The following is a 14216-nucleotide window of genomic DNA, read 5'->3' on the forward strand; positions in this document are numbered from 1 at the left end:
CCAATAAATACTCGTTAATTACTTCCTCAGAATACTTATTTTTCAAATTTTCATTTGCAGTGTGTAGTGCTTTCTTGTAGTTTCCTTGAGCAAGTTGATGCCTCACTTCTAATCGAAGTTTCCGTATAACATGTCGCTGTTCATTGACTTCGGAGTATGCCTGATCAAGCGTGTCCTTATAGCGTTCTATGGATTTATCCTCAGACTCTATCAGTCTCAATACTAACTCATCTAACAATAAATAGCGTAGTACAGGATTTTTGACGGTAACAGCAAAATCTATATATTTTTTACTCAAGTCCGTTTTCGATAATACCTGTAAAAGGTAAGAATATTTAAGTATCGCCGCTGCTTTCTGGTCAGAAGTCAATGCATCATCCTTCATTGTCTTATTTAACCTGACGTCTAGCTCACCCAGCATATTTGTAGTTGGGCTCATGGAGGTGACACTTATTGCCGCCAAAAAATTCAGATAGGAACCTTCCTTTGTTTTAGTTTTCACATATCTGTAATATACATTTGCTACATCTACGCTACCCAATCGCTCGAGAATCGAAGCATATACGTAGGCTACCTCGATTTTGCTAAAGAAGCCATTTTCTTCGTTCGCAATAAATTCTGAGAACGTTTCGTCAGCGGCGTCAATGTCTGCTTTATCAAAACATGTGATGAGTCTTTGCAAGCACCGATCCCTTTCGGAGCAAAGACTTGTTTCCGGTCGACCATCCACCTGGCTTGCGATATAATCCAAAACGGGGATGTAGATTATGCTATCGCATTGCCCGATTAAGCCGTTGGCACAAAAAAACAGCGTAAAAACTAGTGCGTAGAGTTGCATAAAAACAAAAAGGCCGCCCTCCCAATATTGGAAGGACGGCCTTAAGGTCGTAAAATTCGGTGACAATTACTTCTCGTCGTCGTCGTTTCCGCTCAACTGCTCGAAAGCTGAGAGGTCACCCAACGTGGAACGCTCGATGCTGGAAGAGGTCTTCTTCATCACCTTGCGCGTGTCGTCACGCTCCTGCTTCTCCTCTTTGTAGACCTGGTCCTTCGCTTCCTTACGGATGTCGTTGACGTAGCGGCTGTGGCTCACGGTGAGGCGCTTGCTGTCGCGGTCGAACTCGATCACCTTGACGGTGAGCGTTTCGTCCACTTCGGCGATGGTGCCGTCTTCCTTACGCATCAACTTAATCGGTGCGTAGGCTTCGAGGCCGTACGGCATCTGTACGATGGCACCACGGTCGTCCTTGCGGAGTACGGTTGCCTCGTGGTAAGAACCTTCGGGGAACACATTCTCGAAAGTATCCCAGGGGTTCTCTTCGAGTTGCTTGTGCCCGAGGGACATCTTGCGATTGTTCTCGTCGACTTCCAGCACGGAAACCTGGATGTCATCACCCACCTTCACGAATTCGGAAGGATGGCTGAAGCGCTTCGTCCAGCTCAGGTCGCTGATGTGGATCATGCCGCCAATGCCGTCTTCGAGTTCGACGAAGACACCGTACGGCGTGAGGTTCTTAACCTTACCCGTGTGCACGGAATCCAGCGCAAAGTTCTCACCGATCATCGTCCAGGGATCGTCCTGCAACTGCTTGATGGAAAGCGACATCTTCCGATCTTCCCGGTCGATGGTTACCACTTTGGCGGGCTTCATCTCACCGACGGTGAAGTACTCGCGGGCGTTGATCGGCTGGTTGGACCAGCTGACTTCGCTCACGTGAACGAGGCCTTCTACGCCCGGCTGAATCTCGATGAATGCGCCGTAGTCTTCGATGTTGACCACTTTGCCTTCCACCGTAGAGCCTTCCGTGATGGTTTCGTCGAGCACTTCCCACGGGTGGGGCAGTAGCTGCTTGAGGCCAAGGGAAATACGCTTCTTGTTTTCGTCGAAATCCAGTACGGCCACGTTGACCTTCTGGTTGAGTTCGAGGATATCGGAGGGGTGGTTGATCCGGCCCCAGCTGATGTCCGTGATGTAGAGCAGTCCGTCTACGCCACCCAGGTCGAGGAAAGCACCGAAGTCGGTGATGTTCTTGACCACACCTTCGAGTACCTGTCCGCGTTCGAGGGAAGCGATGATTGCTTCGCGCTGCTCGGCGAGGTCGGATTCGATAAGGGCTTTGTGAGAAACGACGGCGTTCTTGATGGTTTCGTTGATCTTGACGACCTTGAATTCCATCGTCTTACCAACGTACGCATCGTAATCGATGATCGGCTTGATGTCGATCTGCGAACCGGGGAGGAAGGTTTCGAGACCACCACAATCGGCGATCAAACCACCCTTCGTCTTGCTGACCACCTTACCGGTGATGACCGTTCCGTTTGCGTAAGAATCGCGGATACGATCCCAGGCGCGGAGGAGCTTGGCTTTGCGACGGCTGAGGACGAGTTGTCCCTTTTCGTCTTCCTGCTGCTCGACGTACACTTCTACGGTGTCACCGACCTGGAGGGCGGCTTGGTCGCGGAATTCGCTGAGGGGAAGCAGACCGTCTGACTTGTAGTTCAAATCGAGGATCACGTCACCGTCGATGATGCTGCTAACTTTAGCGGACATGATCTCGGCTTCGGCGATGTTGGTCATGGAAGCGTCGAACGCTTTTTCCAGATCGGCGCGTTCCTGATCGGTGTAACGGCTGGCGGCGGAGCGGCTGGTCATGTTCCAGTTGAAGTCGGCGTGGCCTTCTCCGGTGGTGCCTGACTGGTCGGCTTCGTCGATCTCCACGCCTTCTTCCTTCACCTCTTCGGTGATGACGACGTTTACTTTCGATGCATCTTTGCGGATTATCTTGGAAGTAGGCTTTTCTTCTTCCTCTTCTTCGTCGGAAGTATCGTTGGTGTCAGCAGCGGCGGTAGCTTCAGTAGCTGCGGCTGCGGGCTTTTCTTCCGTCTTGGCGGTGGCTACGGCTTCGGTAGTTTCCGCTTGGGTTGTTGCTTCCGTTTCGGCGCTTGCCTCGGTGGAAGTTTCTGGGGTTCCCTCGGGGAGGGTGGTATCTTTTTCGTCATCCATCATCATGGGCTCGGAAATGTTTAAAAGGTTACTGTATTTGGCGAATTCGGGGCCCGCCGTCCCCCTTCTTCCTCGCCCGGAGGCTTGGTTTTGGACGCGCAAAGGTACGGCCTTTTTGCTAGACTCACACGTTATTTATTTCTACCGTTAAGTGGTTTAGGCGTGGACGCCGGTGCCGGGTTGATTCGAAGTGCGGACTAGTCGAAAATACTCCAGACAGCCCTGCACAACGCAGCGATCCCCGCAAAGAGAATTTCTACGAATAGACAAGCGATCACGTCGCCGACAAATCCAAATATCCCATCACTCTGCTTGTTTTTGTTCCGACTATTACTGTGTGCCATGACCCTGCGTGATTTTCGTGTGAGCACATAGATACTTACGTAGCCGCGGGAAAGTGTTGGGTGCTGTACGAACGTAGGCAACTACTCGACAAATGTGCCTCCAAAATGCCTGAAAGGTTGCGCTAACAATAGAAAACCCGATCTCCACGCAAAGTGGAGACCGGGTTTAACAGAGGTTGGGAGCGGATTCGAACCGCCGTAGCAGGTTTTGCAGACCTGAGCCTAGCCACTCGGCCACCCAACCAAAACAGGAATGCAAAAGTAGGTTCCGCGGCGGCGGACGGCCAAACTTTTGCCGAGGTATTTATTTGGGAAGGCACGTACTAATCATAGCTTCCCATCAGCTCCGTAAACTCAGAAGTCATGTTATAAGTTGCGGGATCACCTCACCCGGCTCTCTCCCAACTACACTGCACCCGTCCCGACTTAGTCGGGACCAGCTAGTCTCGCACTTAGTCGGGGCGACCGCGCCCTTATTTATCACCACTACCGCCCTTGCGGAAGATTCGGCTGCGAAATATGAAGATTATCAGCAGAATTAGCAGGACGGGCCAGAGGTAAACCACCGCTACGAAAACGTCTACGATGCCGGTAGCTCCGCTCTTGAGGGCTTCCCCGAGCCGCTCCACAATCCCCGGATCTTCGGCGACGTACTCGTCCGTTACTTCCGTCAGCGTCACTTGGATGGTGGAAAAACCAACCTTGTTGTCCAGAAACCGGAGCCGTCCTTTCTTGCTCTCGATCTCTTCTTCGATGACGCGAATCTTTTCCTGAACTTGCAGGATCTCTTCAATCGTTCGCGCCTTTTTCAGGATCTCTTTGTACTGCGCCAGGTAAGCGAGCTTGTTTTCGAGGCGGATCCCCAAATCGACGTATTCTTCCGTCACGTCGCTGGCACTCACCTCCTTCAGGGTCAGTTGGCCCGTGCCGCCTTCGAGTGAAGCAAGTAATAGTTCGAAATTATCGACGGGCACACGGATAACGAGTACGTAACCGATCGAGCCGTAGCTCGTCTGGTACTCCTCGCGCTCGTAGTACGCGTCATTCCGCCGGAGCAGACTGTCAACGCGCTGTTTCCCCAGGGCGAGATTTTTCACCTTGAAAGCTAAACGACCGTTCTTGATGATTTTGGCCGCGGCACGTTCCGTTTGTGCCCGATCGTCGGTGAGATTCATACCGGACTCCGCCCCCCGATCATCCGCCGAGCTTTCGTAGGATTCCGCACTCGTGTCACCTGAATACTGCTCAGTACCTTGTCCGCAGGCAAAGAGTAAGGAGAAGGTGAGAAAGGTGATAATGTGCTTCATGGTGGATCGATTTAGTGTGCTTACTTGATGCAGCAATTGATGAAAAGCACATTCAAGTGAGCAGCTTGGCATCTCGTTAACAGTAATGGGCGCGGTCGCGGATGCAGAGGATATGTGATAAGCCATTGAGCATTTCACATTACTCCCGTCTAAGGACCTTTCGGCGGTACGTCAGCCACCGAACCGTGACCGTAGACCACGCTCAATCCGTTGCCGCCGCAGCAGACTCCGCTCAAAGGCGGCTTTTACCGCCCGTTTGTCCTGTTCCACCGCAAAGGTTTCTACCGGCCCCTTCATCGTGTAATAAAGATTGAACCAGCCCTGCCGCTCCGGCAAGACTTCCAGTTCGTCATCGTGGCGGGAGAGCTTGTTGGCGATCGCCTGGCCGGCGTTTACCTTGATGGCATAGTCTAACTCCTGCTCGAAAGTGTGGCTACCGGCCAGGTCCATATTCAGCGCGCTGGATTGGATGAACATGGCGGGTATGTATAAGGTCTGGTCGGAGATTTCGAAGTAGTTCTCCAGTTTCGTAAAGCGGACCCGCTCCAAATCACCGGATTTAAGGGCGAAAGCGAAGTTTTCGAGCATGGCGAAATCGTGCAGCTCACCGTCGATGATGGTCAGGTGGGCCAGAACTCTTAGGGCACCGTAGTCAAACTCGCCGGCTTCATCGAAGGCGGATTCGATCCAGAGTTGCGCGTCCATCGCTCCCGTCAGGTTATCGGAGGTAAGCACTTTTTGAGCGAAGTTTTCACCTTGCTCGAAAAATTCCTTCACGTCGATCCGGTTACCCGCTACCCGGCCTTCCACGCGGAGACGCTCGGTGAAAAACACGTCGCCGTCCAGCCGTAGCTCGCCGCCCATGGCGACGGTTACCCCAGCTACGCCGAGCCGACCGGGGGTGAAATTGAGTTGGCCGATAAAGTCTTTTCCCTCGATTTCGCCGTAGTTCCATTCCTCCAACCGGGCGTCGAAGCGGCCGCGTAGCAAGTCGCTGATCCGCACGCGGTCGCTTACGGTTCTCGCTCGCAAAGAATCCACGGCACCCGCGGCCTCGGCCAATTCTTCTTCCGCTTCCGTGGGGCCGGAGAGTGCGATGAGTTCATCTAGATCCAGCGACTCGCCTTCCAAACGCGCGTCGAAGATCAATTCGGCGTCATTGGTATTCAGCGAATCGGCGAAGAGAACGGGAATAAGGTTAGTTGCTTCTCCAGTGAAGGTGATTTCGGTCCCCGGGCCGCTGAAAGCGAATTGCTGGAGTCGCATTTTATTACCCAATAGTTCAAGATTGCCCGACGGGAAATTCAACTCCCGTCCCCGCACGGTCAATTCCGCATCGTCGACCCTTAGCCTACCTTCGGCGCGAACGCGTCCCATGCCCCGGGGGGTGAGCATGTCTTTGTACTTTCCGGTGATCCGAATATTTTCGGCGCGTAGAAAGCCACCGCCGTCCGTAATCGGCCCCTCACCGAGCAGAGCGGGCAGGGTTTCCAGGGCGTAGGCACCGTCGGCCTCAAAAGTGACGGTCGGGTTTTCGGTGTCCTCAACCAGCAGGGTCATGCTGAAGGGCTGGCGACGAAACTCACCCGTCAGTTTGTCGATGGAAAAAGTTTGTACGCCGCCCTTCGGTCCGTCAAGGTAATTAAAGGTGGCGCGGAGATCGAGGTCCTTGACGCCAACGTTGACGCGGGGGCTGCCGACGCGGCCGTCGGTAAAGTCTAGTTTGCCTTCGATGCGGGGATACGCGCGCTCCGTCCACGGGCCCCTGACGGTGGCGGAAAGGAGGAGTTCCCCCCGGGTTTCCAACTCAGCCAGGTTGCCGGCGTAGGCGGGCGGAATGAGGGCGATCACGTCGGCGAGGCTGCCGGATTCGGAATCTATCCGGAGGTCCGTCTGAAAGCCATCTTTCGTTGGTTGCAGTTTGCCGACTACGTCGAGTTCGAGATCACCCACCTCCAGGTGAAGCGGGGCCAGGGTGTAGACGCCGACGGCGTTGTCGATGTCCGTGCTGGCGGTAACGATGAGCTGCTGGCGGCTAACGTAGCGGTCGCCCTGCTGATCCAGATAGTCGACAAAGATGCTGCCGTCGGTGGAGAGGAGGTAGTTCGTCGTACCGAAATCGCCGGTGAAGGTGAGCCCGTCGATTCTTCCGGCCAGGTCCACGTTCAGCTGCCGGTCACGGTAGCTGACGCCGACGTTCTGAAAGATGGCTTCGCCGATGTTGAATTCCGTAGGTTCCGCCGGGGCGTCCGACGCAGCGGTTCGTTCACCCACGGAAGTGTAGCCGGCCAGCTGGTAGTTCGTGTTGCCATCGGCGTCGGTGAGCAGCTGGAGTTGACCATCGCGCACGACCACTTCCCTTACCCGAATTTTTCCGAATAAACTGCCCAGGTCCAGGAGAAAATCTATCCGATCGGCCGCCAGTAATTCGCTGCCGTCCGAGCCAGCTACTTCCACGTGCTGCAGGCCAACGGAGAGATTGGGGAAGGTAGACCAGAAGGCGACCTCGTACCGCTCGATACGAATTTCTCCCTGTAACCGGTCGTTGAGGGACGTGACGACGGACCGGGCGATGGGCCCACCGAAGAAGGTGACGGCGACTACGGGAATGAGGAAGACCAGGGAGAGGAGGATGGCCGCGAATTTTAGTCCCTTCATTGGTAGTTTTTAATAAAGGTTGAGGGCATCCTGCCCGAACGTAACGGCGGAAGCGCTCCCGCATGGCCGTTCGGGCAGGATGCCCTCAACCTTTAGACCTAACACTTATAGTAGCACAAGCTTACAGCGTAAACCCCGGCACCAAACTCAACTGCTTCCGCAACTTCTCCCGCAAAGGCTCACTCAGCGGAACGAGCGGCACCCGCAAGTAATTCCCGCAAAGCCCCAGCATACTAACCGCCGCCTTAATGCCCACCGGGTTCCCTTCCGCGTAGAGCAGCGGGTGCACGTCCAGCAAATCAAAATTCAGTTGGCGCGCGGTCGGGAAATCACCCGCCAACGCCGCCCGAACCATGCCGCTAAATTGTTTCGGCAGTGCGTTGGCAATCACGCTGATGCCACCGTGGCCACCCATGGCGATGACGGCCGCCGTGATCGGGTCGTCGCCGGAAAGAACGCCAAAGTTCTCGTGGCAGTGCTTGAGAATTTCGATGGCTTGCCCCAAATCCCCACTAGCTTCCTTGACGGCCGCAAAGTTTTGGTGGCCTTCAGACAGGCGCAGAATCGTTTCGGGCAACACGTTGGAGGCCGTCCGGCTGGGGACGTTATAAATGATCAGCGGCAGCGGGCTGGCGTCGGCCACGCGCATGAAGTGCTGGTAGATACCCTCCTGCGGTGGCTTGGAGTAGGCCGGGCTGCTGGACATGATCCCCGCGCACCCGTCGAAATTATACTCGCGGAGCACACCCTCTAGCTTCTCGGTGTAGTTCCCCCCGAAAAAGCCCGCGACGATCGGGACGCGCTCGTCGACGTGCCGGATCGTATAGTCCAGTATCTCCCGACACTCCGTGGCGCTGAGCGTGATGGCCTCGCCCGTCGTTCCCAGGCAGACCACGTAATCAACGCCCCCTTCGATAACGTAATCGATCACGCGGCCGAGCGCCGGATAGTCAACGGAGCGGTCCGCCGCGAAGGGCGTGATGAGGGCAACGCCCGTGCCGCTGAACTTAGGTAGATGTTGCATTCGTGTAGCTAAAGATGGCTTCGATGGCGGCGAGTTGGCTGATCAGGTCGCCGTTGGCCCGGCCGTCGAATTGGAGTTGGTAAATCGGGGTGTTTTCGTTGGGGTCGTGGGGGCCTACTTTCAGGCTGGCACGTTTACTCGCGGCAAGGTAATTCAGTTCCCGGTGGCCAGCGGGGCCGAGTCGGATGAGCAGATCGCAGGCTGCTTCGAAGTAACGTTTTGTCGGCGCACCAACCGGGACGCCGTACCAATTGCGCTCTTGGGCGGTAATGCGCAGCAGGTCAGCGTCCTTAACGCCGGTTTCCCGGGCGAAGTAACCGGCCATATTCACTACGCACGTGGCGCTGCGGGTAGTTTCTTTCCAATCTTCAACCACCTTGCGGTCGGTCGCCTTGTCGGCGGGAAACAGCACCAAGACTTGCGTAGCGGTGGCGAGGTTCACCGGTTTTTCGCCGGCTTTAAGCGCCTCGGGCGCGCGCGTATCCGCAAGGAGTCGACGCTGAAAAAGCCAGGTTTTGGGATTGGGTAGGAAAGACACGCTTATTCGGCCTGCTGTACCCGCCCGATGCTGGCGTACTTCTCGATGCGCTCTTCGATGAGGGTATCGACGTCCTTCGCCTGGAGGGCCGCGATGGCTTTCTTGAGTTGTTTTTTGAGGGTTTTGGACATTTCCCCGACGTTGTTGTGCGCGCCGCCTTCGGGCTCCTTGACGATCTCGTCGATGATACCGAAGCCGAGCATGTCGGTGGCCGTGAGCTTGAGGGCGTCGGCGGCCTGCTCCTTGTAGTCCCAGCTCCGCCAGAGGATAGACGAGCAGGACTCGGGGCTGATGACGGAGTACCAAGTGTTTTCGAGCATCATCACGTGGTCGCCCAGGCCGATGCCGATGGCGCCGCCGGAAGCGCCTTCGCCAATGACGGCGCAGACGATCGGCACGCGCAACTGGGCCATTTCGAACAGGTTGCGGGCGATGGCCTCGGCCTGGCCACGCTCCTCGGCCTCGATGCCGGGGAAGGCACCGGGGGTGTCGATCAGCGTCACAACGGGAAAGCCGAATCGTTCGGCGAGTTTCATCAGGCGCAGTGCTTTGCGATAGCCTTCCGGGTTGGCCATGCCAAAGTTTCGGTACTGACGCATCTTGGTGTTGACGCCCTTCTGGTGGCCGACGATGACGACCGTCTGGCCGTCGAGGTTAGCAATGCCCCCGACGATGGCCTTGTCGTCGCCGTGGTACCGGTCGCCGTGGAGCTCGATGAATTTTCGGCACATCTCGTCGATGTAGTGCAGCGTGTAGGGGCGTTCCGGGTGGCGGCTGAGCTGGACGCGCTGCCAGCCGGTGAGGTTGGAGTAGATTTCTTTGCGCGTCACCTTGATGCGCGTTTCGAGCTCCTCGATGGTGGCGGTCATATCGACGACGCCGTCTTCGGCCACCTCCTTTACTTTGGTGATTTGCTCGTAGAGTTTTTCGAGGGGGCGTTCGAATTCCAGGAAGATCATAGTGGGTGGTTTAGCTTCACTGCTCCCCACGTCGGTGGGCGAGCGGGCGCAAAGATAATAGCTTGGGCGCGGACGTAGATGCGGAGGATTTATGGAAAGCAACGTGTGCGGGCTCGCAACCGGACGATGCACGCGTACATTACGGATGGTCAGCCTCCAGTGCATCTCCGTGGCGGCGGGCGCTACCGTGGAGTGCACTGATGCGGAGCGACTTATTTCGGACGGTGCCGCCCCGGTCAAATACCCACCAAATTACTTACCTTACTATAACACAACCTCCCGCAATGGCCACCCGCCAAGAAATTCTGCTCACCCTCCGCGATGTCGTCCGGCGTATCTACGATCACCGGCGCGACGCCACCGCGGGCCTTTCCCGGGTCAGCCGGGAGGAAAAGAGCGGCGTGGCGGAGTTGGTAATTTTGCTCGATCGAATCCGACAAGCCGAGCCGTTCCCCGACTTCGGGTCGGAACAGGAAGAGACCCTCCGGGAACTCGCCGAGCTCGCACCGGACGAAGCCCGCGACCGGTTACGGACCTGGGTGGAAAACTTTGCGCCCCTTCCCCCACCCCCGGCACCCGCGACCGCGCCACTTAGCCCACACCCGAACGGAATACCCCTTACCTCCCCCGGCAACACGCGGATGCTGATGAACCTGCACCACTTTCACACCCGCCTCACGCGCGCCCGCCTCCGCCTCCTCCGCGAGCAAGACCCGTACGACCAGGCCGCCTACAAAACCGCCCGCAATAACTGGCACCTGGCCTACGCCGCCTACAAACCACGACTGACGACGGACCGAATCACCGCCACGCCCGTCCAAAACGAAGAGATGCTGGGCCTGGTGACTAATCTAAAAACGGTTGACGGCCCCGGCTTTCCTACGCTCCTCAAAAGCGCCGCGGATTTGGTGCGGGAATATATTTTCGGACCAGACACGTTTGTCGTATGAAACTACTACTTCTCGTGGCCCTGCTCACCGGCGGCCTCCACGCCCAAAATATCGGGGAAGACCTGAACCGCATCCTTCAACTCGTGCCCGCCATCAGGGCCGCCGACGCCGAATCCAGCAACCCCGCGCTGGACGAGACGGTTTGCCTGCTGGCTTACTACGCCGGGATGCCGGACGCGGAACGTGTGTACGCACTAGCGAGCGGGCCGGCGTTGCTGGAACACTACGCCGGTAACGAGGCCATCCGGGAATTTCTGTTACAAGCGGGCATCGCCGCGGAGCTGGAAACGCACCTTGTGGGTAACCCCGCCGAGTACTTGGAAAAGCTGCTGGGTCAGGAACGCGGGCGGTTTTTAGCGCGTAAAAAAGGGTCGGAATTATTCGGCCCGGCGGGTCAGGTGGATTTGGAGCAGATCCGGCAGTCGGTCGTGGCGCCAACATCGGCGTCCTTCAGTCTGGCTTCGGCGAGTTCCGCGGCCGGCGCGCGCAACACGAGCCTTGTGCCGGATGCGCTGGTGAGTAATGCGCTGGTCGGGCTATCCGATTTCATCGCCAAACGGGCGCAGCAGGAGCTGACTTACACCTTTCTGGAGCGGCTGCGGGGGTACCTGAACGACAACGACTTACAGTACCTTTTCCCGGAGACGGCCGGCTATCTACCCGGGCTTGACTTACTGAATTACAAAGCAATATTACCGAGCATCCGCCGGGCTTTTTCGGCGGACCTAAACGCCGTCTCGTTTAACCTCGGCAACTTCCTGGAGGCCCGCGACGTCGACGGTTTTAGCAACCCGGCCGTTTATAACATCTTTCTCGTTTACCGGATTCTCGACCTGGAATTACGCGACGTACCGCTCCCGGACGTGCTGAGCTTTACTTACGGCGAACTGGCGCGCAGTCGCACGACGGTCCGGTCCGAGATCGACTTGAAAGTTGCTCAGGAACGGGGCGACTCACCCGCTTACCAACACTTACAGAAGTCATTCGGCGCGTACGCGGGTGCCGTAGAACAACTAAATGCCGGCTTCGTTACCGCCACCGAGCGCGCTACCGAAGACGTAGATTTATACCTCGACGTGCTACTGGATCTAGACCTTACCGCCGACGAGATCGACGCCCTGAGTACGGAGCTGAGCGTTCTTACCGGAAAGCTACTCGACGAAGAGCTCCCGCTTGCCCAGGGCGCCCTTTCGGCCACCACCTCGATCGTAAATAACAACGTAATCCGCCAGTGGCTCAACGGTGAGGAAGCGTACGCTTACTACGAGGCGTACCCCAGCCTCACGAAATTCGACGACTTATTCGGTCCCGACGCGCCGACTTTTGACGCCACCGAGCGCCGCGCCGCTGGCCTCCGGGCCGTACGCGAGATCCTGGCTAACCGGGACGCCCTGGATGCCTACCGCCTGCGCTACGAAACGCTGAATGAAGTACGGATCGACCTGCACAACATCAAGACCACCTTCGAAGACGCGCAACGCCGCAAACTTTACCTAAGCGAACCCCAAACCCTGTACCGCCGGGCCGTTCGGCAACGAATCGATACCGAAAGAAAAAATCAGGACCACCCCGCGCTACGGCTGCTGAGCGGCCTCATCGCGACCACCCCCGCAACACCGGAAGCCGCTTACCGCCACCTCGCCGCCATCGAGGAACGTCTGGACCAGTGGTTGATGACAAATAGCCCGGAGCGTTTACCAGAAATGGCCGCCGCCAACCTCGAACACCGGGGACTTTCTGACTTCCCCGGTCTCACCGAGACCATCGCCACCACCGACCTTGCCTACGGGGAGCTCAACGCCGCCCTCCTGGCTTTCAATGCCGCCCAGACGGACGGTAAGCTCTCGGATGCCTACGAGAACCTGACGGCGTTTGAATCCATTTTCGGCGTTGCCCAGCAAACCTTCTTCCTCCTGGCCGGCTCCGACGATCAACTTTTCCTGGGCAAGGAAGCGATGAGCGTTTTCCAGACCGACGCTGCTGCGCGCCAGCTACTGGCTGGCATTAGTCGCGAACGCATGAGCAAAGTGCCCAGTATAGGCCAAATCAATACCACCGGCCTCGTCGACTTCTTGCTGGATTTCAGCCTTTTTCTATCCGATTATCAATCCGTGCGCGACTCGACTGAGGAAATTGGTGAAAAAGGGAAAAAACCCATCCGGCAAGCCGGGGTAGAGTTTATTACGAGTAGTCTAGAGACGCTCTTGACCGCACCGATTTTTCAGAATACTGCCTTTGGCCTTGATCCGGACGCAACGGCGCGGACGATCTCTTTCGCGGAATTATACCCCGGCTTCGCCAAGGTGCCGGCCGTTAACGCCGAACTGAAAGAACTCTTTAGCCTGAGCCAACGGGGTGACTACCGGTACGCGATCGACAACCTGCTGAACCTCTTCGAGCTACTGGAAGTGTTCCCCCAGGCCAACCGTAAACGGGACCGCTTAGAGAGCAAACGCCTGGGTCTGGCGACGGAGCGGAAGAAATTGCTTCAAGACTTTACCGACGCCGAGGCTTCTCCAACGGCGGATTCCGTAGCGGAGTCAAGCCCCACGGATGGAGTAATACTGAACCAAAAAACCGCCCTAACCCCGCCTACAGCCACTCGATTACGCGAGCTAGATCTCCAACTCACCGATGTACAACGGCGGCTCGACCGGATCGACCCGCGCGCAAATCGTCGTTTCCAGGAGGACCTATTTAAATACGGAACGTTTATGTCCGACGTGGCTAGCGCGAACACGCCCGTGGACATCCAGACGGCGCTCAGCAACATTGCCCTGCCCCCGGGTAGCTCGCAGATTAAGCGCAACCGATCTTCCAGTTTTGAGCTGGGTGCTTACTTCGGAGCGGCGGTGGCCGGGGAGCGATTGATCTTACCGGTGGGCGAGACGGACCGGTCGCTGGAAGAAATGACGACGGTCGTATCACTCTTCGTGCCGGTTGGGTTGAGCTACAGCCGGCAAATTGCCGGGCGGAGTTCCTTTACTTTGTTTGCTTCGGTGCTGGACCTGGGCGGCATTACGGCTTTCCGGCTGGAGCAGCGTAGTGGCAACTCGGCCGGTGCTTCCGTGGAGCGACTACCGGAATTCAGTTTACGAAACGTGGTGGCACCCGGGCTCCACTTACTCTATAATTTCCCCAAGACGCCCTTCAGCCTGGGGTTCGGGGTGCAGGATGGGCCGAGTGCCCGTAAGTACACGCCGGCGGGGGGTACGGAAACGCGGGAAGCACGGTCCGTGCGGTTTATGTTGACGGGAAGCGTGGACGTGCCGATCTTTCGGTTTGGTGGAGGGTAATCGAAGGCTAGCGAATCACTACGAAATTTTGGCTGACGGTGTAAGGCCGGCCTCCTTCGGTACTGCGTAGGAAGCTACGTACACACGGGGCCGATCGTGGTCAGCCGCTAAATTCTTTCGCGGCCACGTCTACACA

Annotated in this window: 9 protein-coding genes and 1 tRNA gene; 2 read left to right on the plus strand and 8 right to left on the minus strand. The window is 56.9% G+C overall.

The genetic code is table 11. The features are described from left to right. Nucleotides 1-904: 904 nt before the first annotated feature. From rpsA to GGR27_RS19200, 8 genes are all read right to left on the minus strand, one after another. On the minus strand, nucleotides 905-3007 hold the full coding sequence (gene rpsA / locus GGR27_RS19165) for a 30S ribosomal protein S1 (protein WP_406603646.1): 2103 nt from the start codon (nucleotides 3005-3007) through the stop codon (nucleotides 905-907). Nucleotides 3008-3201: 194 nt separating this feature from the next. Then, complete coding sequence (locus GGR27_RS19170) at nucleotides 3202-3348, minus strand: hypothetical protein (protein WP_168040423.1); 147 nt, start codon at nucleotides 3346-3348, stop codon at nucleotides 3202-3204. A gap of 173 nt (nucleotides 3349-3521) precedes the next feature. Next, a tRNA-Cys gene (locus GGR27_RS19175) sits at nucleotides 3522-3592 on the minus strand. A gap of 229 nt (nucleotides 3593-3821) precedes the next feature. Next, nucleotides 3822-4655: a DUF4349 domain-containing protein gene (locus tag GGR27_RS19180; protein WP_168040425.1), complete on the minus strand. Its 834-nt coding sequence runs from the start codon at nucleotides 4653-4655 to the stop codon at nucleotides 3822-3824. 171 nt (nucleotides 4656-4826) lie between these two features. Continuing rightward, nucleotides 4827-7313, minus strand: coding sequence for an AsmA-like C-terminal region-containing protein (locus GGR27_RS19185; protein ID WP_168040427.1), 2487 nt, complete (start codon nucleotides 7311-7313; stop codon nucleotides 4827-4829). Nucleotides 7314-7434: 121 nt separating this feature from the next. After that, nucleotides 7435-8337, minus strand: coding sequence for a 4-hydroxy-tetrahydrodipicolinate synthase (dapA, locus tag GGR27_RS19190; protein ID WP_168040429.1), 903 nt, complete (start codon nucleotides 8335-8337; stop codon nucleotides 7435-7437). Continuing rightward, nucleotides 8321-8875 carry a DUF6913 domain-containing protein gene (locus GGR27_RS19195; protein WP_168040431.1) on the minus strand — a complete coding sequence of 185 codons (555 nt, stop codon included), beginning with the start codon at nucleotides 8873-8875 and terminating at the stop codon, nucleotides 8321-8323. Before GGR27_RS19195 ends, dapA begins: the two co-directional genes overlap by 17 nt. A gap of 2 nt (nucleotides 8876-8877) precedes the next feature. Beyond that, nucleotides 8878-9834: an acetyl-CoA carboxylase carboxyltransferase subunit alpha gene (locus tag GGR27_RS19200; RefSeq protein WP_168040433.1), complete on the minus strand. Its 957-nt coding sequence runs from the start codon at nucleotides 9832-9834 to the stop codon at nucleotides 8878-8880. A 284-nt stretch (nucleotides 9835-10118) separates the two neighbouring features. Here GGR27_RS19200 and GGR27_RS19205 point away from each other — a divergent pair, with 284 nt between their 5' ends. Further along, nucleotides 10119-10784 carry a hypothetical protein gene (locus GGR27_RS19205; protein ID WP_168040435.1) on the plus strand — a complete coding sequence of 222 codons (666 nt, stop codon included), beginning with the start codon at nucleotides 10119-10121 and terminating at the stop codon, nucleotides 10782-10784. Then, the gene (locus tag GGR27_RS19210; protein WP_168040437.1) at nucleotides 10781-14080 is read left to right on the plus strand and encodes a hypothetical protein; all 3300 of its coding nucleotides are present in this window, start codon (nucleotides 10781-10783) and stop codon (nucleotides 14078-14080) included. The genes GGR27_RS19205 and GGR27_RS19210 overlap by 4 nt, the downstream gene beginning before the upstream one ends. The last annotated feature ends 136 nt before the right edge of the window (nucleotides 14081-14216 follow it).

Origin of the sequence: Neolewinella antarctica (genome assembly GCF_011927835.1) — a bacterium.
In the GTDB taxonomy this organism is placed as follows: Bacteria; Bacteroidota; Bacteroidia; order Chitinophagales; family Saprospiraceae; genus Neolewinella; species Neolewinella antarctica.

Excerpts from the sequence above, each read along its gene's own strand:
- rpsA (WP_406603646.1), bottom strand. The coding sequence starts at position 3,007 with ATGATGGATGACGAAAAAGATACCACCCTCCCCGAGGGAACCCCAGAA.
- GGR27_RS19200 (WP_168040433.1), bottom strand. The coding sequence starts at position 9,834 with ATGATCTTCCTGGAATTCGAACGCCCCCTCGAAAAACTCTACGAGCAA.
- GGR27_RS19180 (WP_168040425.1), bottom strand. The coding sequence starts at position 4,655 with ATGAAGCACATTATCACCTTTCTCACCTTCTCCTTACTCTTTGCCTGC.
- GGR27_RS19185 (WP_168040427.1), bottom strand. The coding sequence starts at position 7,313 with ATGAAGGGACTAAAATTCGCGGCCATCCTCCTCTCCCTGGTCTTCCTC.
- dapA (WP_168040429.1), bottom strand. The coding sequence starts at position 8,337 with ATGCAACATCTACCTAAGTTCAGCGGCACGGGCGTTGCCCTCATCACG.
- GGR27_RS19205 (WP_168040435.1), top strand. The coding sequence starts at position 10,119 with ATGGCCACCCGCCAAGAAATTCTGCTCACCCTCCGCGATGTCGTCCGG.
- GGR27_RS19170 (WP_168040423.1), bottom strand. The coding sequence starts at position 3,348 with ATGGCACACAGTAATAGTCGGAACAAAAACAAGCAGAGTGATGGGATA.
- GGR27_RS19210 (WP_168040437.1), top strand. The coding sequence starts at position 10,781 with ATGAAACTACTACTTCTCGTGGCCCTGCTCACCGGCGGCCTCCACGCC.